The 25404-nt window shown below is 58.9% G+C and carries 22 protein-coding genes; 18 read left to right on the top strand and 4 right to left on the bottom strand.

Going from position 1 to position 25404, the window contains the following annotated elements; translation table 11 throughout:
• Positions 1-469: 469 nt before the first annotated feature.
• The 4 genes from cysB to ACL2XQ_RS14390 all read left to right on the top strand — a co-directional run bounded on the left by cysB (position 470) and on the right by ACL2XQ_RS14390 (position 7489).
• Positions 470-1444, top strand: coding sequence for an HTH-type transcriptional regulator CysB (cysB, locus tag ACL2XQ_RS14405; RefSeq protein WP_410015219.1), 975 nt, complete (start codon positions 470-472; stop codon positions 1442-1444).
• Positions 1445-1591: 147 nt separating this feature from the next.
• Positions 1592-4264 (top strand): aconitate hydratase AcnA, encoded by a 2673-nt coding sequence (acnA, locus tag ACL2XQ_RS14400; RefSeq protein WP_413722791.1) that lies wholly within the window; start codon positions 1592-1594, stop codon positions 4262-4264.
• Positions 4265-4744: 480 nt separating this feature from the next.
• Positions 4745-6034, top strand: a complete 1290-nt coding sequence (locus tag ACL2XQ_RS14395) for an HAAAP family serine/threonine permease (RefSeq protein ID WP_410015217.1) — start codon at positions 4745-4747, stop codon at positions 6032-6034.
• A gap of 90 nt (positions 6035-6124) precedes the next feature.
• Positions 6125-7489 (top strand): L-serine ammonia-lyase, encoded by a 1365-nt coding sequence (locus tag ACL2XQ_RS14390; RefSeq protein ID WP_410015216.1) that lies wholly within the window; start codon positions 6125-6127, stop codon positions 7487-7489.
• A 137-nt stretch (positions 7490-7626) separates the two neighbouring features.
• Here ACL2XQ_RS14390 and ACL2XQ_RS14385 read toward each other — a convergent pair whose 3' ends face one another.
• Both ACL2XQ_RS14385 and ribA read right to left on the bottom strand, forming a co-directional pair.
• The gene (locus tag ACL2XQ_RS14385) at positions 7627-8034 is read right to left on the bottom strand and encodes a helix-turn-helix domain-containing protein (RefSeq protein ID WP_413739364.1); all 408 of its coding nucleotides are present in this window, start codon (positions 8032-8034) and stop codon (positions 7627-7629) included.
• A 124-nt stretch (positions 8035-8158) separates the two neighbouring features.
• Positions 8159-8752 (bottom strand): GTP cyclohydrolase II, encoded by a 594-nt coding sequence (gene ribA / locus ACL2XQ_RS14380; RefSeq protein ID WP_410015214.1) that lies wholly within the window; start codon positions 8750-8752, stop codon positions 8159-8161.
• A 270-nt stretch (positions 8753-9022) separates the two neighbouring features.
• On the opposite strand from ribA, the gene pgpB reads away from it, so the two are divergent.
• The 10 genes from pgpB (at position 9023) to ACL2XQ_RS14330 (ending at position 20339) form a co-directional block, all read left to right on the top strand.
• Positions 9023-9778, top strand: a complete 756-nt coding sequence (pgpB, locus tag ACL2XQ_RS14375; protein WP_413732836.1) for a phosphatidylglycerophosphatase B — start codon at positions 9023-9025, stop codon at positions 9776-9778.
• Positions 9779-10097: 319 nt separating this feature from the next.
• Positions 10098-11039, top strand: a complete 942-nt coding sequence (locus ACL2XQ_RS14370) for a D-ribose ABC transporter substrate-binding protein (RefSeq protein ID WP_410015212.1) — start codon at positions 10098-10100, stop codon at positions 11037-11039.
• A gap of 45 nt (positions 11040-11084) precedes the next feature.
• Positions 11085-11702 carry a DUF2291 family protein gene (locus tag ACL2XQ_RS14365; protein ID WP_410015211.1) on the top strand — a complete coding sequence of 206 codons (618 nt, stop codon included), beginning with the start codon at positions 11085-11087 and terminating at the stop codon, positions 11700-11702.
• Positions 11699-13219, top strand: coding sequence for a sugar ABC transporter ATP-binding protein (locus ACL2XQ_RS14360; protein ID WP_413722793.1), 1521 nt, complete (start codon positions 11699-11701; stop codon positions 13217-13219). Before ACL2XQ_RS14365 ends, ACL2XQ_RS14360 begins: the two co-directional genes overlap by 4 nt.
• 1 nt (position 13220) lies before the next feature.
• The gene (locus tag ACL2XQ_RS14355; RefSeq protein WP_410015209.1) at positions 13221-14321 is read left to right on the top strand and encodes an ABC transporter permease; all 1101 of its coding nucleotides are present in this window, start codon (positions 13221-13223) and stop codon (positions 14319-14321) included.
• Between the two features lie 101 nt (positions 14322-14422).
• On the top strand, positions 14423-15253 hold the full coding sequence (locus ACL2XQ_RS14350) for a transketolase (protein WP_413739363.1): 831 nt from the start codon (positions 14423-14425) through the stop codon (positions 15251-15253).
• Complete coding sequence (locus ACL2XQ_RS14345) at positions 15246-16190, top strand: transketolase family protein (RefSeq protein ID WP_410015207.1); 945 nt, start codon at positions 15246-15248, stop codon at positions 16188-16190. The genes ACL2XQ_RS14350 and ACL2XQ_RS14345 overlap by 8 nt, the downstream gene beginning before the upstream one ends.
• A 2-nt stretch (positions 16191-16192) precedes the next feature.
• Entirely contained in the window at positions 16193-17680 is a 1488-nt protein-coding gene (locus ACL2XQ_RS14340) for an FGGY family carbohydrate kinase (RefSeq protein ID WP_413739362.1), read from the top strand.
• Between the two features lie 19 nt (positions 17681-17699).
• Positions 17700-19127, top strand: a complete 1428-nt coding sequence (locus tag ACL2XQ_RS14335; protein WP_410015205.1) for an L-fucose/L-arabinose isomerase family protein — start codon at positions 17700-17702, stop codon at positions 19125-19127.
• A gap of 156 nt (positions 19128-19283) precedes the next feature.
• Positions 19284-20339 carry an alpha/beta hydrolase family protein gene (locus ACL2XQ_RS14330; RefSeq protein ID WP_413722795.1) on the top strand — a complete coding sequence of 352 codons (1056 nt, stop codon included), beginning with the start codon at positions 19284-19286 and terminating at the stop codon, positions 20337-20339.
• On the opposite strand, the gene ACL2XQ_RS14325 is transcribed toward ACL2XQ_RS14330, so the two are convergent.
• Together ACL2XQ_RS14325 and ACL2XQ_RS14320 are read right to left on the bottom strand one after the other, a co-directional pair.
• Entirely contained in the window at positions 20293-21321 is a 1029-nt protein-coding gene (locus ACL2XQ_RS14325; protein ID WP_410015204.1) for a helix-turn-helix domain-containing protein, read from the bottom strand. The two genes, ACL2XQ_RS14330 and ACL2XQ_RS14325, sit on opposite strands and share 47 nt — an antisense overlap.
• A 76-nt stretch (positions 21322-21397) precedes the next feature.
• A complete protein-coding gene (locus ACL2XQ_RS14320; RefSeq protein ID WP_410015203.1) occupies positions 21398-22342 on the bottom strand; it encodes a sugar-binding transcriptional regulator in 945 nt (314 codons plus the stop codon).
• A gap of 291 nt (positions 22343-22633) precedes the next feature.
• Here ACL2XQ_RS14320 and ACL2XQ_RS14315 point away from each other — a divergent pair, with 291 nt between their 5' ends.
• From ACL2XQ_RS14315 to yciH, 4 genes are all read left to right on the top strand, one after another.
• Positions 22634-22939, top strand: a complete 306-nt coding sequence (locus ACL2XQ_RS14315; protein ID WP_410015202.1) for a LapA family protein — start codon at positions 22634-22636, stop codon at positions 22937-22939.
• A gap of 6 nt (positions 22940-22945) precedes the next feature.
• Positions 22946-24115: a lipopolysaccharide assembly protein LapB gene (lapB, locus tag ACL2XQ_RS14310; protein WP_413739361.1), complete on the top strand. Its 1170-nt coding sequence runs from the start codon at positions 22946-22948 to the stop codon at positions 24113-24115.
• 100 nt (positions 24116-24215) lie between these two features.
• Positions 24216-24941: an orotidine-5'-phosphate decarboxylase gene (gene pyrF / locus ACL2XQ_RS14305; protein WP_410015200.1), complete on the top strand. Its 726-nt coding sequence runs from the start codon at positions 24216-24218 to the stop codon at positions 24939-24941.
• Complete coding sequence (yciH, locus tag ACL2XQ_RS14300) at positions 24938-25264, top strand: stress response translation initiation inhibitor YciH (protein WP_410016553.1); 327 nt, start codon at positions 24938-24940, stop codon at positions 25262-25264. Before pyrF ends, yciH begins: the two co-directional genes overlap by 4 nt.
• Positions 25265-25404 lie beyond the last annotated feature (140 nt).

Below are 25404 nucleotides of genomic sequence, written 5' to 3'. Positions count from 1 at the left end.
CGCCAACACAGAGCTTAATGCAGACGTGTTCAAGGGAGAGCGTGCCGATGGGGTCGAATCGGGCGTGGTGTTCCCGCCCGACCGAGCGCCCCACGGCGCGCTAGGCCCGCCAACGCCGAACTCAAAGCAGACGTGTTAAAGGGAGACCGTGCCAGTGGGGTCGAATCGGGCGTGGTGTTCCCGCCCGACCGAACGCCCCATGGCGCGGTAGGCCCGCCAACACTGCGCTTAATGCAGACGTGTTCAGGGGAGAGCGTGCCAATGGGGCCGAATCGGGCCGGCAATCATCAACCAACCTACGGGTTGGTTTTTTTATGTCTTATAAATAAGTTATATATAGCGATTTTTTATGATTAAATAGTATTAATTGCAAGATTAGCTTTCCCGCTGACGCCGGGGAAAAAAAACGCCCCCAGGCCGCGCCGCTGACAAGTAACTCTTGCGCCAAATTTATGCCAGGATGACAAAAATGAAATTGCAGCAACTTCGCTATATTGTTGAAGTCGTGAACCACAACCTTAATGTCTCCTCCACCGCCGAGGGGCTGTACACCTCCCAGCCCGGCATCAGCAAACAGGTACGGATGCTGGAAGACGAACTCGGGGTACAGATCTTCGCCCGCAGCGGCAAACACCTCACCCAGGTTACGCCGGCCGGACAGGAAATCATCCGCATTGCCCGCGAAGTCCTCTCCAAGGTCGACGCCATCAAGGCGGTGGCGGGCGAACATACGTATCCGGATAAAGGCTCGCTCTATGTCGCCACCACCCACACGCAGGCGCGCTACGCGCTTCCGGATGTGATCAAAGGGTTCATCGAACGCTACCCCCGCGTTTCCCTGCACATGCATCAAGGCTCGCCGACGCAAATCGCCGAAGCGGTCTCCAAAGGCATCGCGGATTTCGCCATCGCCACCGAAGCGCTCCACCTCTACGACGACCTGGTCATGCTGCCTTGCTACCACTGGAACCGCGCCATCGTGGTACTGCCCACCCATCCGCTGGCGGGCAAAGACCAGATCACCATTGAAGAACTGGCCGCGTTCCCCCTGGTCACCTACACCTTTGGGTTTACCGGCCGCTCGGAACTGGATACCGCCTTCAACCGCGCCGGGCTCACGCCGCGCATCGTCTTTACCGCCACCGATGCCGACGTGATTAAAACCTACGTCCGCATGGGCCTGGGCGTCGGCGTCATCGCCAACATGGCGGTCAGCAGCGAGGCCGACCCCGATCTGGTAAAAATCAACGCCGACGCCATGTTTGCCCTCAGCACCACCAAAATCGGCTTTCGCCGCAGCACCTTCCTGCGCAGCTACATGTATGATTTTATCCAGCGCTTCGCGCCGCATCTCACCCGCGACGTCGTGGATACGGCGGTGGCCCTGCGCTCCAATGAAGAAATCGAAGCGATGTTCAAGGATATTAAATTACCGGTAAAGTGACGCGCCGGTGCCGGCACCGGCATGACCGCATCGGTGAACACACTTTATGTTATGAAAAAGTTGCGTAATTCTTGTAAATTGTTTACTGCAATGCCTCAACCTGGATAGGGTTATGACTATAATGAAGTAAAAGTCTGGAGGAGAGCTATGTCGACAACGATTCGAGAAGCCAGTAAGGATCAACTGGTCATACGTGATAAAACCTACCGCTATTACAGCCTGCCGCGCGCCGCCCAACAGCTGGGCAACCTCGACCGGCTGCCCAAATCCATGAAGGTCCTGCTGGAAAACCTGCTGCGCAACCAGGATGACGACATCGTCACCGAAGCGGATCTGCGCGCCCTGGCGGGCTGGCTTGAGCACGCGCACGCGGACGGTGAAATCGCCTACCGCCCGGCGCGGGTGCTGATGCAGGATTTTACCGGCGTTCCGGCGGTGGTAGACCTCGCGGCTATGCGCGAAGCGGTAAAGCGCCTTGGCGGCGACGTCGATAAGGTCAATCCGCTCTCGCCGGTGGATCTGGTTATCGACCACTCGGTCACCGTCGACAGCTATGGCGACGATCGCGCCTTTGCCGAAAATAACCAATTGGAAATGGAACGCAACCTCGAGCGCTATAAATTCCTGCGCTGGGGACAACAGGCGTTCAGCCGTTTTCGCGTGGTGCCGCCTGAAAACGGCATCTGCCACCAGGTCAACCTGGAATATTTGGCGCTCACCGTCTGGCATGAAGAGCAGGATGGCGAGGCGGTGGCGTTTCCCGACACCCTGGTCGGCACCGACTCGCACACCACCATGGTCAACGGCCTGGGCGTGCTGGGCTGGGGCGTAGGCGGCATTGAGGCGGAGGCGGCCATGCTGGGCCAGCCGGTCTCGATGCTGATCCCCGATGTGGTCGGGTTTAAACTTATCGGCAAACTCAATGAAGGCATTACCGCCACCGACCTGGTGCTTACCGTCACCCAAATGCTGCGCAAACACGGCGTGGTGGGCAAATTCGTCGAATTCTACGGCGACGGACTGGACGTACTGCCGCTGGCGGACCGGGCCACCATCGCCAACATGGCGCCGGAATACGGCGCCACCTGCGGCTTCTTCCCTGTGGATGCCATTACTCTGGATTACCTGCGCCTGACCGGCCGCTCCGAGGAGCAAATCGCCCTGGTGGAAGCCTACAGCAAGCAGCAGGGATTATGGCGCCACCACGGCGACGAACCCCGCTTTACCAGTACTCTGACGCTTGATATGGGAAGCGTAGTGGCAAGCCTTGCCGGACCGAAGCGTCCGCAGGACCGGGTGGCGCTGCCGGGCGTGCCCGCCGCGTTTCGCGCCAGCGACGAACTGGATTTTACCCGGCGCACCCACCATCCTGATTTCCAGACCTTTGAACTGGATGGACAACAGCATGAACTGCACCAGGGCGCGGTGGTGATTGCCGCCATTACCTCCTGTACCAATACGTCCAACGCCAATATCCTGATGGCCGCCGGCCTGCTGGCCCGCAACGCGGTCAACAAGGGATTGCGGACCAAGCCCTGGGTCAAGACGTCCCTGGCCCCCGGTTCCAAAGTGGTGACCGATTACCTCGCCGCCGCCGGCCTGACGCCTTATCTGGATCGCCTGGGCTTCAACTTGGTGGGCTACGGGTGCACCACCTGTATCGGCAATTCCGGCCCGTTAAAGGAATCCATCGAGGCGGCGATTAAATCCGGCGACCTGACGGTGGGAGCGGTGCTTTCCGGCAACCGCAACTTCGAGGGGCGCATCCATCCGCTGGTGAAAACCAACTGGCTGGCTTCACCGCCGCTGGTGGTGGCCTATGCCCTGGCCGGCAACATGCAGGTGAACCTGAGCGAAGATCCGCTCGGCACCGACCCGCAGGGACAACCGGTATATCTCAAGGATATCTGGCCCAGCTCGGCGGAAATCGCCGATGCGGTGGCGCTGGTCAACAGCGCCATGTTCCACAAGGAATACAGCGCGGTCTTTAACGGCAACGCGCAATGGCAAAATATCGAGGTCAACCGCACGCCGACCTACGACTGGCAGCCGGATTCCACCTATATCCGCCTGACGCCGTTTTTTGACGATATGCAGCATCAGCCGAAGCCCGTGGAAAATATCACCCATGCCAGAATCTTGGCCATGCTGGGCGATTCCGTGACCACCGATCATATATCGCCCGCGGGCAATATCAAGGTGGACAGCCCGGCCGGCCTGTACCTGCGCGAGAACGGCGTCGAAGCCGGTAACTTTAATTCCTACGGCTCTAGGCGTGGTAATTACGAAGTGATGGCGCGCGGCACCTTCGCCAATATCCGCATCCGCAATGAGATGGTGCCGGGCGTGGAAGGGGGGATTACCCGCCATATCCCGTCAGGCGAGGAGCTGGCGATTTACGATGCCGCCATGCGTTACCAGCAGGAACAGGTGCCGCTGGCAATTATCGCCGGGAAAGAGTACGGCTCCGGCTCCAGCCGCGACTGGGCCGCCAAGGGGCCCCGGCTGCTGGGTATACGGGTGGTGCTTGCCGAGTCGTTCGAGCGAATCCACCGCTCCAACCTGATCGGCATGGGCATTTTGCCGCTTGAATTCCCGGCGGGGGTCACCCGGAAAACGCTGGGCCTGACCGGCGACGAAAGCATCAGCATCAGCGGACTGGACGAACTCGCGCCGGGCCAAACGGTACCGGTGCGCATTACCTATGCCGACGGGCGTATTGACGTGGTGCCGGCACGTTGCCGCATCGATACCGGCAATGAGCTGACCTACTTCCGCCATGACGGCATTTTAAACTACGTGATCCGCAAAATGTTGTAATCTCCCGGCGCTTCCCGCCACTCGCCAGGGCGGCGGGAAGCGCGCTGGACAGGACGCGATGCGAATAAACGACAGAATCTGCGTGACATTGGCGATGCCGGGTATATTATTTCCCCGGCATATTTATTTTTCTCGCCAGACTTAATTATTTTATTTATTGGCCTGACAAGGTTATTCTGTTATTATGTTGGCATATAAAGTATCAAATTAGCACCCTTACAGCGCGCCGGTGATAAAGTATTAATATTGACATTTTAATTTAAATACCGTTTTTTATCCTCTCAATTAATACCTGCAATTTTGTGATCCCTACAGGGTTATTATTAATTCCATTTGATATAGAATGCCGCCACTGAAAGATAGCGCCTGCGGATGAAATTAAAAATCTATTTTCATGAGTGGTTATTTTTAACCTTAGCGCAATATCTTTAACATATTCGCGGCATTTTTATTTCATCGTTCCCTGAGGAGAACACTATAATGAATAGCATCACGGAAAGCGCATCGGTGCTGGAGGCGTCCTCCGCCTCCAGCTGGCGCAGAAGCGACACCATGTGGATGTTGGGCCTGTACGGCACGGCCATCGGCGCGGGCGTGCTGTTTTTACCTATTAATGCGGGCATCGGCGGGCTGTTGCCGCTCATTATTATGGCGATTCTCGCCTTTCCCATGACCTTTTATGCCCATCGCGGATTATGCCGCTTTGTATTATCAGGTAAAAATGGCGGCGAGGATATAACTGAAGTTGTTGAAGAACATTTTGGCGTGGGTGCGGGTAAATTAATCACCTTGCTGTATTTTTTTGCAATATATCCTATTTGTCTGGTGTATGGCGTCGCCATCACCAATACCGTTAACAGCTTTATTACCCACCAGCTCCATTTGGTGGCGCCGCCGCGGGCGATATTATCGCTGATATTAATTGTCGGGCTGATGACCATTGTGCGCTTCGGCAAAGACATGATCGTCAAAGCGATGAGTATCCTGGTTTTCCCTTTTGTCGCGGCATTGATGTTGCTGGCGCTTTATCTTATTCCCAACTGGAGCGCCGCCATATTCGATAACGCGTTCGTTGCCGGCGCCGCCACCGGCCATGGTCTGATGACCACGCTATGGCTGGCGATCCCGGTCATGGTCTTCTCGTTTAACCATTCGCCGATTATCTCCTCGTTTGCGGTAGCCAAGCGTCAGGAATATGGCGTGGGCGCGGAGAAAAAATGTTCCCGCATCCTGGCCTGCAGCCATGTGATGATGGTAGTAACGGTGATGTTTTTTGTGTTTAGCTGCGCGCTCAGCCTGTCCACCGCCGATCTGATGGAAGCCAAGGCGCAGAATATTTCCATCCTGTCCTACCTGGCCAATCATTTTAACAACCCGCTGATTGCATGGATGGCGCCGATTATCGCCACGGTCGCTATCAGCAAATCCTTTCTTGGCCACTACCTCGGCGCCCGCGAAGGCTTCAACGGCATGATGATCAAAGCATTACGCAGCCGTGGCAAAACCGCCTCCGAAGAAAAGCTTAACCGCATCACCGGCATCTTTATGCTGCTGACCACCTGGCTGGTGGCGACGCTTAACCCCAGCATCCTCGGCATGATTGAAACCCTTGGCGGTCCGGTTATCGCCATGCTGTTGTTCTTGATGCCGATGTACGCCATCCAGAAAGTACCGGCGATGAAAAAATACAGCGGCCACTTCAGCAACGTATTTGTGGTGTTTATGGGCCTGATCGCCATGTCGGCGATTATCTATAGCCTGATGGGCTGATGGCCAAGCCGGGTCCTTCGGGCCCGGTCCGCTTTTCGCGCCGAGGATGTCGATGGAAAACCTTCGGCGCCGCATAATAAGGACAGGGTTATGGTTAGCATTTTTGATATTTTCAAGATAGGCATCGGTCCTTCCAGTTCGCACACCGTCGGCCCGATGAAAGCCGGGAAAATGTTTACCGATGATTTGCAGGCGCAGGGGCTGCTTTCCTCGATCGACCGCCTCGGCGCGGACGTCTATGGTTCCCTGTCATTAACCGGCCGGGGACATCATACTGATATCGCCATCATCATGGGCCTGGCCGGCAAGGCGCCCGATACGGTTGACGTGGATGCCATCCCGCAGTTTATCCAGCAAGTGCGGCAGCGTGGGCGGCTGCCCCTGGCGGACGGCCACGAAGTGGATTTTGCCGTGGCCTCGGCCATTGTGTTTCGCGATGAGAACCTGCCGTTGCATGAAAACGGCATGATGTTCAATGCCTACCGGCAAAATGCGCTGGTTTACAGCAAAACCTATTATTCCATCGGCGGCGGGTTTGTGGTCGATCGGGAAAACTTCGGCAAAAAGATCCCATCCGAGCAGGCGGTGCCGTTTCCTTTCTTTTCGGCGCAGAACCTGTTGCGCCACTGTCGCGATAATTGCCTGTCGCTCTCGGCGGTGGTGATGAAGAACGAACTGGCCCTACATACCCGGGAGGAGATCGAACACTATTTCGGCGCGGTATGGCTCACCATGCAAAACGCCATGCAGCGCGGCATGAATACCGAGGGCGTGCTGCCGGGGCCGATCCGGGTGCCGCGCCGCGCCTCCAGCCTGCACCGGCTGCTGTTTACCAATGATCGTTTCTCCAGCGATCCGATGAACGCCATGGACTGGGTCAATATGTTCGCCATGGCGGTGGCCGAGGAAAACGCCGCCGGCGGGCGGGTGGTTACCGCGCCGACCAATGGCGCCTGCGGCATTATCCCAGCGGTGCTGGCCTATTATGATCATTTTATCCAGCCGGTGACCCCGGAGGCGTACCTGCGCTATTTCCTGGCCTCCGGCGTGGTCGGCGCGCTGTATAAAATGAACGCGTCCATTTCCGGCGCCGAAGTAGGGTGCCAGGGTGAAATCGGGGTGGCCTGCTCGATGGCGGCGGCGGGGCTGGCGGAGCTGCTGGGCGGCAGTCCGGAACAGGTGTGCATCGCGGCGGAAATCGGCATGGAGCATAACCTCGGCCTGACGTGCGATCCGGTGGCGGGCCAGGTGCAGGTACCCTGTATCGAGCGTAACGCCATTGTGGCGATGAAGGCGATTAACGCCGCGCGCATGGCGGTGCGGCGCACCACGGAACCGCGCGTGTCGCTGGATAAGGTTATCGAGACCATGTATGAAACCGGCAAGGACATGAACGCCAAATACCGCGAAACATCGCGCGGCGGACTGGCGATCAAGGTTGTGTTATGTGAATAGCGCGGGGCATGAAATCAGCTGAACCCGGCGGCAAGGATGGCCGCGTCCGGGTCCGCCACGGGCATTGCGGCCTCAGGGCCGGGGAAGGCGGCGATGACCGCCGCGATAGGTGCTCCCGCCGCCGGGAGGGCCGGGGTTCACCACAGGATATTGTTTTCGGCGGCGGAGATATACCAGTCGACGGCAGAGGCATCCGCGCTTTTTTCCACCAGGGGTTTGTCCGCCTCATCCACGGTTGCGGCTTTTTTGCGGATCCGCAGCGGCGTGTTCGCTTTTTCGCCGCTGACCTGGGCGTTAAAGGCGCGCACTTCGGTGTCGAACAGCACCCCTTCCAACTGATGCAGGCGATTGAGGCCGCGCAGAATGCAGATAAGCGTGCTGAGCGTGACCGAACCGCCCATTTCGGCGCGCTTAATGGTGGCGATGCCCAACCCGGAACGCTCCGCCAGCTCAATTTGCGACAGGCGCTGCTCAATGCGCGCATCCTTAATCCGGCAGCAGAGATCGGCAATGATTTCGCTGTCGTTCATGGTACTGAACTTCATGGTTTATAACCCTGTATTTAAAGAGAGTAATATACCTTAATCATGGGCCCGGATTCGGGTGGCCGATCTCATAATCAGGCTCCAGGGGCGCGCCGGATGGCGCGGCCCCATCATCCGCGGGGCGTTATTTAATATCCAGCAAATGACCCATTTTGGTCGCTTTGGTGTTCAGGTAGCGTTCATTTTCCGGGTTGCGCCCGACGATAAGCGGCACGCGCTCGGTAATGTTAATGCCCGCCTCCGTAAGGATTTCCACCTTTTGCGGATTGTTGGTCAGCAAACGTACCGATTCCACGCCCAGCAGTTTGAACATATCGGCGCACAGGGTGAAATCCCGCTCGTCGGCGGCAAAGCCCAACTGGTGATTGGCCTCAACGGTATCGGCGCCTTTATCCTGGAGCGCATAGGCGCGTATTTTATTCAGTAAGCCGATGTTACGGCCTTCCTGGCGGTGATAGAGCAAAATGCCGCGGCCTTCCTCGGCAATGTGGGTTAACGCGGCCTCAAGCTGAAAGCCGCAGTCGCAGCGCAGGCTAAACAAGGCGTCGCCGGTGAGGCACTCGGAGTGCACCCGCGCCAGCACCGGTTCCACGCCGGTAATATCACCGAAAACCAATGCCAGGTGATCGTGTCCGGTCGCTAATTCCTCGAATCCCACCATCAGGAAATCGCCCCAGGGTGTCGGCAGTTTGGCTTCTGCCACACGTTTAAGCTGCATGTTGCTCTCCAAAACTTCTTTATCGTCGCTCATCTCACTCTCGATGATGCCGTCTGACCAAGCATGGTGCGGTCGAGTGCGCGAAGATTCATTAATAGTGCATTTTGCCATAAATTTACCGAAAACTGACGGTTGAAAATCCTGTTTGCTGGCAAAATAGTCATTAGATTGTCACAATTGCTTACCGACCGATCGTTCTTATTAGGAAAATTGCCGCCGCCCTGACGTTAAACTGTTCAGCGGTAAGACATTTAACGGAAAATTATCTTTATGTTTGAAATAGCGAAACGCACCGGCCTGGGCGCGGTAATACTTATGATAATACCACTTTTGGTCTGGGTCAGTGGCTGGCAGTGGCATCCCGGCGATGAGGCCGGCTGGTGGCGGGGTATGTTCTGGATAACCCAAACCGTCAGCGCGCCGTGGGGCATGGTTACCAGCGCGCTGCTGCTGGGCTGGTTTCTCTGGTGCCTGCGCTTTCGCTTAAAGCCCGCCCTCGCACTGGCCTGTATCCTGGGCGTGACGATTTTAGCGGGCCAGGGCCTGAAAACGGTTATCAAGGAGCGGGTGCAGGAGCCGCGGCCCTATGTGCTGTGGCTGGAGAACGCCTTCGCCATCGACGATCGGGCGTTTTATTCGCTCCCGCCTAAAGCGCGCGCGCAATGGGTGAAAAAGGAGCTGCAGAACGAGGAGCAGATCCCGCCGTGGCTGCGTAAGCACTGGCAGCATGATACCGGTTTTGCCTTCCCTTCCGGGCATACGATTTTCGCCGCCAGCTGGGCGCTGCTGGCGCTGGGGCTGCTGTGGCCGCGCCGGCATTTCGCCTCGGTGGCGATTATCATGATCTGGGCGGTGGCGGTCATGTGCAGCCGGCTGATCCTGGGGATGCATTGGCCGCGGGATTTGGTCATGGGAACCGTGCTGAGCTGGCTGATGATAACGCTAGCCTGCTGGCTGGTGCAGCGCTGGATTGGCCCGCTGACGCCGAAAATCGACGAGGCGCGGGATATTAAATCCCGCGCGTAGCCGGCTTCCGCCCCAGCGGCGCGTTCTCGCAAACGCACCCCTACCGGGAAAAACATAAGCCTCATCGCATGCCGTCCCGTGCCGGCCAGCCTGGCGCGCCACGAGGTCGCGGGCGGGCGGGGGAACCACGCCCGATTCGACCCCAGCGGCATGTTTTCATTTCCCCGCATCCGATGTAATCATCTTGTTGCTTTTTGTGACAGCACTCGCTATTCCCAACAATCGTAATGGACATTATCGCGGGGACTTGCCACACTCCAGTTGAATATAAAATCAAAAGTGAATATATATTCACGTGTATTCATCCAGGAGAACAACAATGAACACCTTCCTACTGAAACCCTGCGTTGCCGCCGTCCTCTTGTCATTATCCATGGCGTCCTTCGCCGCGGATAAAGGCCTGATTGCCATCATTACCCCGTCCCATGATAACCCGTTCTTCAAGGCGGAAGCCGATGCCGCCTCGGCCAAGGCCACCGAGCTGGGATATACCACGCTGGTGGCGTCCCATGACGATGACGTCAGCAAGCAGAACCAGCTGATTGAAACCGCCATCGCCCGTAAGGCCAAGGCAATCGTGCTGGATAACGCCGGGTCCGACGCCACTATCGGGCCGTTGAAAAAGGCCAAGGCGGCCGGTATTCCCGCCTTCCTGATCGATCGTGAAATCAATGCCACCGGCGTGGCGGTGGCGCAGATCGTGTCCAATAACTACCAGGGCGCGCAGCTGGGCGCGGAGAAGTTCGTCAAGCTGATGAACGGCAAAGGCAAGTATGTGGAACTGCTGGGCAAGGAATCCGATACCAATGCCCACGTGCGTTCGCAGGGCTACCACGATGTGATTGACGAATATACCGGGCTGAAGATGGTGGCGCAGCAAACCGCCAACTGGAGCCAGACCGAGGCTTTCAGCCGGATGGAATCCATTTTGCAGGCCAATCCGGATATTACCGGCGTGATCTCCGGCAACGATACCATGGCATTGGGCGCCGAAGCCGCGCTGAAGGCCGCCGGGCGCAAGGACGTGATCCTGGTGGGTTTTGACGGCAGCGATTATGTACGCGACTCGATAATCGCCAAGGGCAATATCAAGGCCACGGTGCTGCAGCCGGCCGCGGCGCAGGCCGAAATGGCGGTGGAACAGGCGGATGTGTACCTGAAGACCGGCAAAGCCGGTAAAGAAGAGAAGCAACTGATGGATTGCGTGCTGATCGACGAGACCAACGCCAAAAACCTGAAGACCTTTAGCCTGAAAAACTAATCACCTGTGGCAAGGGGCCGGACGGCCCCTTGATTGGGAGACGACATGCAGCTCAACGCATTACGCAAGACGGGAATAGGATGTGTGATCCTGCTGCTGCTGACGGCCTGTGACGTGGTCGGTCTGGACAGTAACGGCAAACCTGTTATCCCCGCCGATCCGTCGGCCGGGCCGGATTATTCCAACCAGACGCCGGCGCAAATCGCGCAGGCCTTCTGGGCGCCGAAGGTGCTGCCGGCCGCGCACGCCCAGGCACTTGACTGGACGGCGCTCAAGCAGGCCCAGGGGCAGGTGAAGGGCGTCGACGGCAAGAGCGTCTATACCCGGTTCAGCGGCAAGGTGACCGCGGTGGATGCCGACGGCCTGGAACGCAAGCTGACGCTTAGCGTTAACAACGAGCCGGTTACCCTGCAGTTGGGACCGATTATCAGGGGCAACGCCGTGCGCGATGCCGCCGGTTTTCTTCGTTTTGAGGATTTTAAAAACCAGGTGCAGTTTGCCCAGGTGGCCAAGGCGCTCAATAAGCAGGCGTTAAGCGGCCTGCCGGCGGTGGATGGCGGCTGGGTGGGGCAGCAGGTGGACGTGCTGGCGGCGGTGACACTGCGCGCGGACAGTATTGATGACGCCGTGGCGCTGGAGCTTAAACGGGGGACGGCACAATGAGCGAGACACCGGACATTATCCTGCGCGCCAAGGGCATCACCATGCTTTATCCCGGCACGCTGGCGCTGGATAACGTGGACTACAACGTCTATCGCGGCAAGGTGAATGTGATTATCGGCGAAAACGGCGCCGGTAAATCAACCCTGATGAACGTACTGGCCGGCGTGCAGCAGCCTACCTCCGGCCAGATGCTGCTTAACGGCGAGCCGGTAAGCTTCGGTAATACCCGGGACGCGGCGGCCAAGGGGATCGGCATGGTGCATCAGGAGCTGAACCTCTCGGAAAACCTGAACGTGGCGGAGAATATTTTTCTCGGACGCGAGCATCAGAAGGGATTATGGCCCATCGATCAGGCCGGGCAGGAGCGCATTGCCGCCGAGCTGATGAATCGCCTGGATCAACCTATCTCGCCGCGCGAACTGGTGGCCAACCTGAAGGTCGGCCAGCAGCAAATGGTGGAGATTGCCAAGGCGCTGGCGGAACAGGCGGATATTCTGATCCTTGACGAACCCACTTCGGCGTTAAGCAAAACCGAAGTCAACGTGCTGTTCCGGGTGATCCGCGAGCTGACGCGCCAGGGGGTGACGATTATCTATATCTCCCACCGCCTGGAAGAGCTGATGACCATCGGCGATTACATCACCATTCTGCGCGACGGGCGTTTCCAGGCCGAGGCGCGGGTCAGCGAAATCGACGTGCCCTGGATCGTGCGGGAAATGCTGGGAGGTGACCCTGTCACAACATTTCTCAAGCCGGGCCGCACTTTTGGCCTGCCGGTGTTGCAGGTCGATCATATTACCAGCGTTAACGATGCCGGGCATCCCGTGGTCAACGACGTGTCCTTTAGCGTGCGCGCCGGCGAAATCGTCGGCATTTACGGTCTGATGGGCGCCGGCCGCACCGAGCTGTTTGAATGCCTGCTCGGCACGGAAAAGAACTATCTGGGCAAAATCTGGCTGGGGGATTTGCCGGTGTCGACGCGTATGCCCACCGCCAACCGTATCAAGCTCGGCATGAGCCTGGTGCCGGAAGATCGCAAAAAAACCGGCATTTTCCCGGCCTCGAGCGTCGCGGTCAACCTGACCATTGCCAGCCTGTGGCGCCGCTTGCAGCACGGTTTCAGCATCATGCGCCAGCAGGAGCAGCAGGCGGTGGCCACCACCATCGGCAATCTGTCGATCAAGGTCTCGTCGCCGGATGTGGAGATCCAGGCGCTGAGCGGCGGCAATCAGCAAAAGGTGGTGATCGGACGCTCGCTTTTGACCAACCCGAAACTGCTGCTGCTGGACGAACCCACCCGCGGCATCGACGTGGGCGCCAAGGCGGATGTGTTCGAGATGATGGTGGCGTTGTCGGAGAAGGGCATCGGCATTTTGTTCTCCACCTCGGATTTGAAAGAAATCATGGCGGTCTCCGACCGTATTCTGGTGATGTCGAACGGTAAATTGACGGCCAATGTCGAGCGTCAATCGGCCCAGGAATCGGCATTGGTCTCGGCGAGTGCAAAAGGGTTTTGATATGAAAGCAACCAACACCGCGACATTAGCGCCCCTGACGGGCACCCGGCGTTTTCGCTCGCGCGAAAATATGCTGCTGCTGCTGCTTAAATTGCGCACTTTTATCGCGTTATTCCTGATCCTGGGGTTTTTTACCACCACGGTGCCCGGATTTCTCGAGACCGGCAGCATCATCATCATGATGAAACACATCTCGATTAACGCCTTTTTGGCGCTCGGCATCACGTTTGTCATCATCACCGCCGGCATTGATCTGTCCATCGGCGCCACCCTCGGCCTGTGCGGCATGTTCGCCGGCTGGATGCTGACCCAGGGCATCGTATTGCCGATGTTCGGCATCGCCATATTTCCCAGCGTCTGGGTGATCGTCCCGGCGGTACTGCTCCTGGGGGGCCTTATCGGCGCCATTAACGGCTGGATTATCACCCGCTATAACGTCGCGCCCTTTATCTGCACCCTGGGCACCATGTACATCGTGCGCGGCGCGGCGATGCTGCTCTCCAACGGCGAAACCTTTCCGGGACTTGACGGCAACCCGCGCCTGGGCAACACCGGATTTGATCTTATCGGCGCGGGAACGCTGTTCGGCGTGCCCTACAGCATCTGGATGATGTTTGTGCTGGCGCTGGCGATTGCCTATATCGCCCGCCGCCTGCCGTTCGGCCGCCATGTGTACGCCATCGGCGATAACGAGCGCGCCGCCGAGCTGTCCGGCATCAAGGTCAAGCAGGTCAAGGTCTGGGTGTACACCATCTCGGGGCTGTGCGCCGCCGTGGCGGGGATCGTGGTGTCCTCGCAGCTGGTGGCCAGCCATCCCGCCACCGGCACCGCGTTTGAAATGAACGCCATCGCGGCGGTGGTCCTGGGCGGCACATCCCTGGCCGGCGGGCGCGGCACCATCGTGGGCACCCTGATCGGCGCCTTTGTCATCGGCATCCTGGCGGACGGCCTGGTGATGATGGGCGTCAGTGAATTCTGGCAAATGGTCATCAAGGGCATGGTCATTATCGTGGCGGTGATTATCGATCAGATGCAAAACCGCATGCAGCGCAAGGCGGCCATTGTCTCGCAAAAAATCATTAAAGAGGGCGCGCCTGAATAACGCTACGCCCGCATCGCGGCGGGTAGCGTTTTTTTTGGCTTATTCGAATAAATATTCTTTTATGCGTAAAAATTCGCTTTAAGCGAAAGAGAGGTAACGTGATGAACCCTTATTCATTATCAGTCGATGAACTGGTCAAGAAGGCGCGTCGGATTCGCCGCCGCATCGTAGCGTTGAACGCCGGAAGCCCGGCCGGCGGCCATACCGGCGCCGACCTCTCCGAGGTGGAAATCCTGACGGCGCTTTATTTCCGCGTGCTGAACTGCGCGCCCGACAGGCTGGACGATCCCGCGCGGGATATCTATATCCAGTCAAAGGGCCACGGCGTCGGCGGTTATTACTGCACGTTGGCCGAAGCCGGCTATTTCCCCATCGATTGGCTGCCGACCTACCAGCATGCCAATTCCCATTTGCCCGGCCACCCGGTGCGCCATAAGACGCCCGGCATCGAACTCAATACCGGCGCGCTCGGCCACGGCCTGCCGGTGGCCGTGGGCATCGCCCTGGCGGCCAAACGCGACCATAGCGCCAGGAAAGTGTTCGCGCTGACCGGCGACGGCGAACTGGCCGAGGGCAGCAACTGGGAAGCGGCGCTGGTGGCCGCCCATTACGGCCTGGATAACCTGGTCATTATCAACGATAAAAATAAACTGCAGCTGGCGGGCCTGACGTGCTCGATCATGAATACCGATCCCCTGGCCGACAAGTGGCTGGCCTTCGGCCTGAACGTGACCGAATGCGCCGGCAACGATATGCAATCAGTCGTGGATACGTTGGAAAACCTGCCGGCCAACGGCAAGCCTAACGTGGTGATCGCCAATACCGAAAAGGGCGCGGGTATCTCTTTTACGCAGGGACGGGCCGAATGGCATCACCGCGTATTCAAAGGGGATGAAATCACTCAGGCGTTGGAGGAATTAAAAGATGAGTAATGCAGAACATTTGGCAAGCGTGATGGTGGAGCAGCTAATCAAGGCGGTAGACAATGGCATGGACGTGGTGCCGGTGCTGGCGGATTCCACCTCCACGGCCAAGATCGGCCCGTTTATCGCGCGGTTCCCGGATCGCATCGTCAACGTCGGCATCGCCGAGCAAACCATGGTGGGCACCGCAGTGGGGCTGTCCATCGGCGGCAAGATTGCCGTGACCTGCAACGCCGCGCCGTTCCTGATTTCCCGCGCCAACGAGCAGGTCAAAATCGATGTCTGTTATAACAACTGCAACGTCAAGCTGTTCGGGCTTAACGCCGGCGCCAGCTATGGGCCGCTGGCCAGCACCCATCATAGTATCGATGATATCGCGGTGCTGCGCGGTTTCGGCAATATCCAGATCTTTGCGCCGTCTTCCCCTGAGGAATGCCGCCAGATTATCGATTATGCCCTGTCTTACGTCGGGCCGGTCTATATCCGTCTTGACGGCAAAGCGCTGCCCGCGCTGCACGATGCCGGTTACCGTTTTAAACCGGGACAAATCGACATGCTGCAACACGGCGGCGACGTGGCGCTGGTGGCCATGGGCTCGACGGTGCACGAGGCGGTGGAGGCCGCCGGTCTGCTGGCGGAGCAGGGCATTTCTGCCGCGGTCGTCAACGTATCCTCTATTCGCCCGTGCGATACTCGCCAACTCCTGGCGCTGTTAAAAGAGAGTCAACGGGTGATTACGCTTGAAGAGCACAATATCAACGGCGGCCTCGGCAGCCTGGTGGCAGAGGTGCTGGCCGAGGCGGGCTGCGCCATTCCGCTGGTGCGCCTGGGCATTGGCGACGGCGAGTACGCCATCGCGGCGGACCGGGCGGCGATGCGCGCCCATCACGGTTTTGACGCCGCGGGCGTGGTGCGCACCGCCCTGCGCGTGTGCCGGGGGGCCTGACGATGACGACGCCCATCATCCTCGCCATTGACGAGGGCACCACCAACGCCAAGGCGATTGCCGTCGATCGCACGGGGGCGATCCTGGCTAAGGCGGCGGTTCCCCTGGTTCTTTACCATCCCCGGCCGGGCTGGGCCGAACAGGATCCCATGGCCATCTGGCAGGCGGTCTGCCAGGCGGTGGCCGCTTGCCTGGCGCAGGTCCCCGACGCGCTGGTAAGCGCGGTGGCCGTCAGCAATCAGCGCGAGTCGGTGATGATTTGGGAGCGGGCCTCCGGCGAGCCCCTGACGCCGGTCGTCAGCTGGCAGTGCCGGCGCTCGCAGGATTTTTGCCGCGAGCTGGCCGCAAGCGAACACGCATCGCTGATTTACCAGCTCACCGGGTTGCCCATCGACCCGCTGTTCCCCGCCGCGAAAATCCGCGGCATGCTGGCCGCGCTGCCGCAAGGCGTGGAACGCGCCGCCCGCGGCGAACTGTGCGTCGGCACGGTGGATGCCTGGCTGAACTGGCAACTGACCGGCGGCCTGGCGTTCAGCACTGATTACGCCAACGCTTCCCGCACCCAATTATTCAATATCCACGAGCGCCGCTGGGATGAAAGGCTGCTGGCGATTTTTTCGATACCCGCCGCCTGCCTGCCGGCGGTTAAACCTTCGGCGGCGGTGCACGGCCATACCCGCGCCGGACAGGTACCCGGACTGGCGCAAGGCATTCCCGTCGCCGCCCTGATCGGCGATTCCCACGCCGCGCTCTATGGCCAGGGCGGCAACCAGGCCGGCGACGTCAAGGCCACCTATGGCACCGGCTCATCCCTGATGCTGGCGGTGGACGCCGTCGGCGCCGGTGGGGAAGGGTTAAGCGCCACCGTGGCCTGGCATGACGGCGAAATCCGGTATGCGCTCGAAGGCAATATTACCCACACCGGCGCCGGGCTTTCCTGGGTGGCGCAACTGCTCGGCGTGACGTCGCTGACGCGGCTGTCCGAGATGGCCTTAAGCCCGGCGGGCAACCAGGGCGTGTTTTTTGTCCCGGCGCTGTCCGGCCTGGGCGCGCCCTACTGGGACAGCCGGGCGCGCGGCCTGATCTGCGGGCTGACCGATGCCGCCACGCCGGACGTCCTGGCGCGGGCCGGGCTGGAATCCATCGCCTATCAGGTCGCCGATGTGTTTTTTGCCATGGAACGGGCCGCCGGAAGACGGCTGCCGGCCTTGCGGGTGGACGGCGGCGCCACGCAAAACCGCTGGCTGATGCAGTTCCAGGCCGATTTATTGCAGCGCCGGCTGATCCGCAATCTGAACGCCGAGGTATCGGCGCTGGGCGCCGCCTATCTGGCGGGCAGGACGCTGGGCTGGTGGCCTGATAACCAACATATCGCGGCGTTGCCCCGTGAAGTGGAATACATCGAACCGCGCGCCGAGACCGCGGAGATGCGCGAGAACTATATCCTCTGGCAAACGGCCGTCGCGCGCGCCCGTTATCAGCCGGACTAACCCTATCTGGAGTAAAGCAATGTCGACTAAAATAATTGAAAATCTGACCCTGGCCGTGATCGTCGGCAATCGGGGATTTTTTCCCAGCTATCTTGTGACGGAGGCGCGTCGCGACGCGGCGGCGGTATTCGAGCGCTTGGGCATCAATATCGTCTGGCTGGACGAAACCCAAAGCAAACTGGGCGGGGTGGAAACCTGGCAGGACGCCAAGGCCTGCGCGCAGCTGTTTCGCCAGCGACGCGACGACATTCACGGCGTGGTGGTGCTGTTGCCCAACTTCGGCGACGAAAAAGCGGTGGCGGACGCGATTCGCCTGTCGGGGCTGACCGTGCCGGTGCTGATCCAGGCCGAGCAGGACAGTCTGGATAAAATGGGGCTGGCAACCCGGCGCGACAGTTTCTGCGGCAAGATTTCGCTGTGCAACAATCTGCGCCAGTGCGGCATTCCGTTTACCCTGACCCAACGCCATGTCTGTACCGTGGCGGGCGACGCGTTTGCCCAGGACCTGCGTCAGTTTACCCAGCTTTGCCGGCTGGTACACGCCATGAAAGGCGTGCGTATCGGCGCCATCGGCGCGCGTCCCGCCGCCTTCAACACCGTGCGCTACAGTGAAAAATTGCTGGAGCGCATGAACGTCTCGGTGGAAACGCTGGATTTATCCGAAATTTTTACCCGCGTCGGCAACCTGGCCGATAACGACCTGCGGGTGGGAGAAAAGCTGGCGCTGTTAAAAGACAACGCGGATACCGGCGCCATTCCCCCGGAAAAACTGCATACCATGGCGAAGCTGTTCGTGGTGATAAGCGAATGGGTGCAGGCGAATGATATCGACACCACCGCCATCCAGTGCTGGACGTCGTTGCAGGAAAATCTCGGCATCAACGTGTGCTCCATCATGAGCGTCATGTCGGGGCAGTTGATGCCCAGCGCCTGCGAAGTGGACGTGATGGGGGCGCTGTCGATGTACGCGCTGGCCAGCTGTTCGCTGTCGCCCGCCTCCATCGCCGACTGGAATAATAACTTCGGCGATGAGCAGGACAAATGCGTGCTGTTCCACTGCGGCAACTTCCCCAGTGAAAGCCTGGAAAACCCGGCCATGGGCACGGCGGACATTATCGGCACCACCGTCGGCTGCGAAAATACCTGCGGCGCGGTGCATGGGCGCATGAAGGCCGGCCCCTTGACCTACTTCCGTCTGTCGTCGGATGATTTTACCGGTAAGGTCCGGGCTTACGTCGGTGAAGGCTCGGTGGTGAACGATCCGCTTGATACCGTCGGCTGTCGCGCGGTGGTACAAATTCCGGCCATGGAACCGTTGCTGCGCCATATTTGCGAGCAGGGCTTCGAGCACCATGTGGCCATGAACCATTCGGCCACCGCGGCGGTGCTGCATGAAGCCTTTACCAAGTATTTGGGCATAGAGTGTTACTGGCATGCCAGACCCTAACTCACCACCGGCTGGGCAGGGAGGCCCGGCGATGGCCGGACGTTAGGAAAGGGTAATAAAATAATCAGAATTCACGACCTCGATCGTGTTCCGGGGCGCCCTGATACCGAACTTCATAATATAACTGCGGCACAATTCATCACCGCAGGGTCATTAATGATGTTCATCAGAGGGTTTCTTTTATTGTCTGCTTTGCTGTTGTGTATACAGGTGCAAGCAGCCCCGGGCTTTCGTCAGCTACCGTTGTCGGACCAGAAGGGGGACGCGCTGAATGTGGCGGTGTGGTATCCGGTTTCTTCCGCGGGAATAACGGAATCGGCCGGGGATAATCCCGCTTTCATCGGCGTTGCCGTCATCCGCAATGCGCCGCCCGCGCCAGGCGCACACCCTCTCCTGGTTATTTCACACGGTTACAATGGCAACTGGCGGAATTTGTCCTGGATTGCCGCGGCCATGGCGGCGCAGGGATATATTGTCGCCGCCCCGGATCATCCGGGGACCACCACCTTTAATCAAAATCCTGCAGACGCTAAACAGCTGTGGCGGCGTCCGCGCGATCTTAGTGCGGTTATCGACCTAGTCATTCACTCTCCCGGACTGTTCGGGGCAACGGACAAAGACCGGATTGCCGCGTTGGGGCATTCCCTGGGAGGATGGACCGTCATGTCGCTGGCGGGGGCACGCTTTGACCCTGCCCGGTTTTTGCACGACTGCCGGCAACACCCACAACGGGGCGACTGCCGGTTAACGGACAAGCTGGGCATCGATGAAGCGTTGTCGCAGGAAAAATTATCTGCAGATCACCGGGATGCAAGAATCAGAGCCGTCGTGTCTCTCGATCTCGGGCTGGCCCCCGGGTTTACCCCCCGCAGTCTGCATGATATTAGCCTGCCTGTCCTGATCCTCGCGGCCCGGATGGACCAGCTGGCGGCGTTGCCAGCCGAAGAGGAATCAGGGTACCTTGCCGCCGCAATGCGTCCGCAATGGAGACAATTCGACATCATTGATGGGGCTACCCATTTCAGTTTTATGTCGTTGTGCAAGCCCGGCGCTGAAACGCTTATCAATGAAGAATCCCCTGGCGATGGCATCGTCTGCCGGGACGGTAGCGGAGCAAGCAGGTCTGGTATTCATCAGGCGCTGGTGGGTAAGATCAGTGCATTTCTCAATGCGTCGCTTGATTATCATGCGCCCGCTGGCGAAACACCGTAGGAGACACGCCGGAAACCCGCTGAAATTCGCGGTTAAAATTAGATTTAGTCATAAATCCTGACTCCAGCATGATATCCGTAACGGGCATCGGGGTGCTTAGCAGCAGTTCCTTTGCCCGTTCAACCCTGAAACCGTTGATCCACTGCGATACGTTGCACTGACTTATCGCATTTACCGCACCTGAAAGTTGCCGCGCGGGCACACCTGTTTTCCTGGCCAGAAGACTGAGTGTGAGATCGGGATTGAGGTAGATTTGCGATTCACGCACCTGTTTCTCCAGCAGGCGATATAGTCCCGCCAGTTCTCCCGCGGGTAACACGGCGCGTGCAGGTGGCGTTGCTTCCCGGGCAGCCGATCCGGATAGCGCCGCCGTACTTCTCGCACTGACAATGGCAGCCCCGATAAGCGGCAGCAGCATGACCTGAAAAATAACAACCATAACAGGAGCCTGTTTGCCGCCGGTGATGCTGAAGTCAAATGACACCGCAAGATCTGTCAGCGCGGATAGGCACAGGAAGCAGCCGGCGAAAAAAGCCATCCTTGTGGTATGCGATGACTCGCCCAGTCGGCTCAGCGTGAAGTTATGCTCTCCCTGCCATGCCATACGCAACAAGCTGCATCCGTAGCCGGCAAATAGCATAAACAAGATAAAATCTGTCGCTGCCGGCCAGAATATCCTGATAAAAAAGGCGAGGGTAGCAGGGACGAACAGCAGTAGCCAATGACGTTGCCTGTTGATTTCAGTCATTGAGATGAAGCTGTGCCAGGCGACAGGCGGCAAAAGCAGCGCCAGCCCCGACTGGATATTCCTCAGCATGGCGGAATGATATTCCCAGCGCAGCGTACTTACAGACAGGAGGACTATGCAGGCAACCAGGAAACGTAGCGTACCGCCGTGGCGTTGTTTTTTAGGAAACAGCGCCAGTGCCAGTAAGAAAAGCAGCGCGGATACAGTAATGACGGGAAAGGGAATAGAAAGCATGGCAGCGGCACCACAACAGAAAGTTACCGGGAATATTTACACACATCGGGCCACGGGGCAATGACGCGCCCGCGGGCTATACCAGCTGTTCCGCCACCAGGCGATCCGTTATCAGCACATCGATATACCGTCCTTCCAGCGCGCCCTTAATCGCGGCGACCTTTTCCTGTCCGCCGGCCAGCGCCACCACCCGCGAGCATTGCCGCACCTGCGGCAGCGGCATGCCGATGACAGGATCCTCGTCGTCCTCGAGCACCGCCTCGCCCCGGGCGTTGAAATAATGCAGGCAGATATCGCCCACCGCGCCGCGCTCCGCCAGCAGGCGCAGCATCTTTTCGTGATAGTAGTTGCCGGAATTCATCAACAGCTGCGACGGCTCCAGGGCGCCGATGCCGACCAGCGCCACGTCCACCTCGCCGAACTTGGCCACCACATCCGCCACCTCGCTACTGTTGACCAGCCGCATACGGTCCTCCACCGAACGCTCGATACTTTGCGCCGGCAAAAGATAGGCCTTGCAGTTGAGCTGATCGGCCAACAGCTGGGTGAGCAGGGTGGCCTGAACGTTGCCGTTGGGGCCGACACCGCCCAACAGTTGGATAACGCCGCTCGCCTTGACCGCCAGAGGATGAAGGTTGTCCACCATTTCCCGCAGCGTGCTGCTCCACGACGAAATGCCCACCAGGTCGTCCGGCCGGATGCTGGTCTGCATATAATGCGCCGCGGCGGAACCGATGGCCTGCTTGATTTGCTGCGCCCCGGCGTTATCGGGCACATCCACCACGATGGCCTGGTCGATGCCGTAGCGCTGCTGGATGGCCGACTCCAGGCCCATAAACATATTCGGCGGTTGCACCACGCTGATTTTCACCACGCCGTCCTTGATGCAGCGGGTGATGGCGCGGGAAACGAAGGATTGCGACAAATGCAGGGCGGCGGCGATATCCGCCTGTTTTTTATTTTCCGTGTAATATAACGTCGCAATTTTAACCAATAAACGCTGTTCGTCTTGTCTGGACATGCGGCGTTCTCCAACGGGTCCCTTTCATGCTTACATTTTTATGCATAACTGAATAAATAACAAGCTGTGCATGATCTTGCGGTTGGGTTTTCTGCCGGCGGCACCTATAGTTTTAAGACCGGCTTCATGAATCGGGCAGGCGCAGACGGTTTCCAGGAAGGTCGGCAACAGATAATGCCGTTATGTTGTCTACAGCATTTCCTTCGTAACGCGGGAAATGCTAATTTATACCATCTTGGCGCCGGTTTATGGACGCGGCCCATCCGAATAACGTGGTTTGCGGGAAAAAATGTGAAATATGCTCTGATATTTTTGCTGGTTCTGGTGATTTTTATTATTTCTTTCACCTTTGGAGCCCATAACGATCAGGTCGTTACCTTTAATTATTTACTGGCCCAGGGGCAATACCGGGTATCTACGTTGCTGACGGTCCTGTTTGCGATGGGATTTATCCTCGGCTGGGTGATCTGCGGCCTGTTTTACCTGCGCGTGCGTCTGGCCTTGTTGCGCGCCGATCGCAAAATCAAGCGTCTGGAGCAGCGGCCGGCGGCCGGCGCCGACATCGCCACGACCGTACCCACAGCCGCGAAGGAATAACCGGTTATGCTAGAGCTGCTGTTTCTGTTGTTGCCCGTGGCGGCCGCATACGGCTGGTACATGGGGCGCAGGAGCGCGCAGCAGGATAAACAACAGGATGCCAACCGCCTGTCGCGCGAATATGTCGCCGGGGTCAATTTCCTGCTGTCCAACCAGCAGGATAAGGCGGTGGACCTGTTCCTGGATATGCTCAAGGAAGACAGTAACGCCGTGGAGGCCCATCTGACGCTGGGCAATCTCTTCCGCTCGCGCGGCGAAGTGGATCGCGCCATCCGTATTCACCAGGCGTTGATGGAAAGCACCGCCCTGAGTTTTGAACAGCGCCTGCTGGCCATCCAGCAACTGGGCCGGGATTACATGGCGGCGGGTTTTTACGATCGCGCCGAGGAAATGTTCAACCAGCTTATCGAGGAAGAAGATTTCCGCACCGGCGCCTTGCAGCAACTACTGCAAATCTACCAGGCCACCAGCGAATGGACCAAAGCCATAGAAACGGCCGAAAAGCTGGTCAAGCTGGGTAAGGATCACCGGCGCATCGAAGTTGCCCATTTTTATTGCGAACTGGCCCTGCAGGCCATGGGCAGCGACGATCTGGATAAAGCCATGGCGTTGCTGAAAAAAGGCGCGGCGGCCGATAAAAACTGCGCGCGGGTGTCCATCATGATGGCGCGTATTTTTATGGCGCGGGAGGATTACCCGGCGGCGGTGGCCGTATTGCAACGGGTGCTGGATCAGGATAAAGAGATGGTCAGCGAAACCCTGCCGATCCTCCAGACCTGCTACCAGCATCTGGATCAGCCGCAGGCCTGGGCCGATTACCTGCGGCGCTGCGTCGAGCTCAATACCGGCGCGGCGGCTGAGCTGCTGCTGGCCGACGTCATTGAGCAAAACGATGGCACCGAGGTCACCCAGATCTATATCAACCAACAGCTGCGCCAGCATCCCACCATGCGCATGTTCCACCGCTTGATGGTTTTCCATCTTAACGAGGCGGAAGACGGCCGGGCCAAGGAGAGCCTGCAGGTGCTGCGCGATATGGTCGGCGAGCAAATCCGCACCAAACCCCGCTATCGCTGCATAAAATGCGGTTTTACCTCCCACAGCCTTTACTGGCATTGCCCTTCCTGTAAATCCTGGGCCTCCATCAAGCCGATTCGCGGCCTCGACGAGCAATAAGCCGGCCTTGACGGCTAGGCATTTGCCCCGGCGGCAGGTAACATATCGCCATAAATCAAGGCTGCCCCGCTAAGGCATTACATTATTAAAGGTTCTCGTCATGACAAGCGATCTTATATCAACCCCCTCGCCGGTGATCGTCGCCCTGGATTATGCCGACCGCGGGCAGGCGCTCTCCTTTGCCGACCAGGTTTCCCCCCGCGAGTGCCGCCTGAAAATCGGCAAGGAAATGTTTACCCGGTTTGGCCCCGAGCTGGTGCGCGAACTGCGGCGCCGGGGATTTGATGTTTTTCTCGACCTGAAATTCCATGACATCCCCAATACCGTGGCCAAGGCAGTGGCGGCGGCGGCGGAGCTCGGCGTGTGGATGGTAAATGTCCATGCCTGCGGCGGCGAGCGTATGATGAGCGCGGCCAAAGAGGCGCTTGCGCCCTATGGCGACCAGGCGCCGCTGCTTATCGCCGTCACCGTGCTGACCAGCATGGCCGATGCGGATCTGGCCGGCCTGGGCATTCCTTATACCGCCGCCGACTATGCCGGGCGCCTGGCCGAGCTGACGCAACGCTGCCATCTGGACGGCGTGGTCTGTTCGGCCATGGAGGCGGCGGCGTTTAAAGCCCGTTTCGGCCGCGATTTTCGCCTGGTGACGCCGGGCATACGCCCGCAGGGCAGCGACGCCTCCGATCAGCGGCGCATCATGACGCCACTGCAGGCCCGGCGCGCCGGGGTGGATTATATGGTCATCGGCCGCCCCATAACCCAAGCCGCCGATCCGGCCGCCGCGCTGCAGGCCATTTTACGCCAATTGCAAACGGGAGAAGCCTGATGGACGACAACAGCCGGTTGGTTTATTCCACCGACCGCGGGCGCATCGACGACCCGCCACAGACCGCTCCGCGCCCCGCCGGGGACGGTATCGTACGTATCCAGCGCCAGACCAGCGGCAGGAAAGGCAAGGGGGTATGCCTGATCACCGGGCTTGCGGGGGACGATAACGCCCTGGCCCTGCTTGCCGCCGAGCTGAAGAAAAAATGCGGCTGCGGCGGCGCGGTTAAACAAGGGGTTATCGAAATCCAGGGCGATAAACGGGAGTTATTAAAACAATTGCTGGAAGCGAAGGGACTGAAGGTAAAACTGGCCGGAGGCTAGCATCGGCGGATGACGGTGATGCGCGGCGGCAGGCTATGCCGGCGGCTGGCGAGGATTACGCCAAAAACGCGCGCCTGACTACGGCGGTCATACCGGCGCCGACGGCGCCGGGAACGCGTCCCTCAATGGGGGATGAAGCT

Source organism: Sodalis sp. RH14 (assembly GCF_047324285.1).
Classification (GTDB): Bacteria; Pseudomonadota; Gammaproteobacteria; order Enterobacterales; family Enterobacteriaceae; genus Acerihabitans.
The sequence above is the reverse complement of the archived record's forward strand: the minus strand, read 5'-3'. Positions and strand labels throughout refer to the sequence as shown.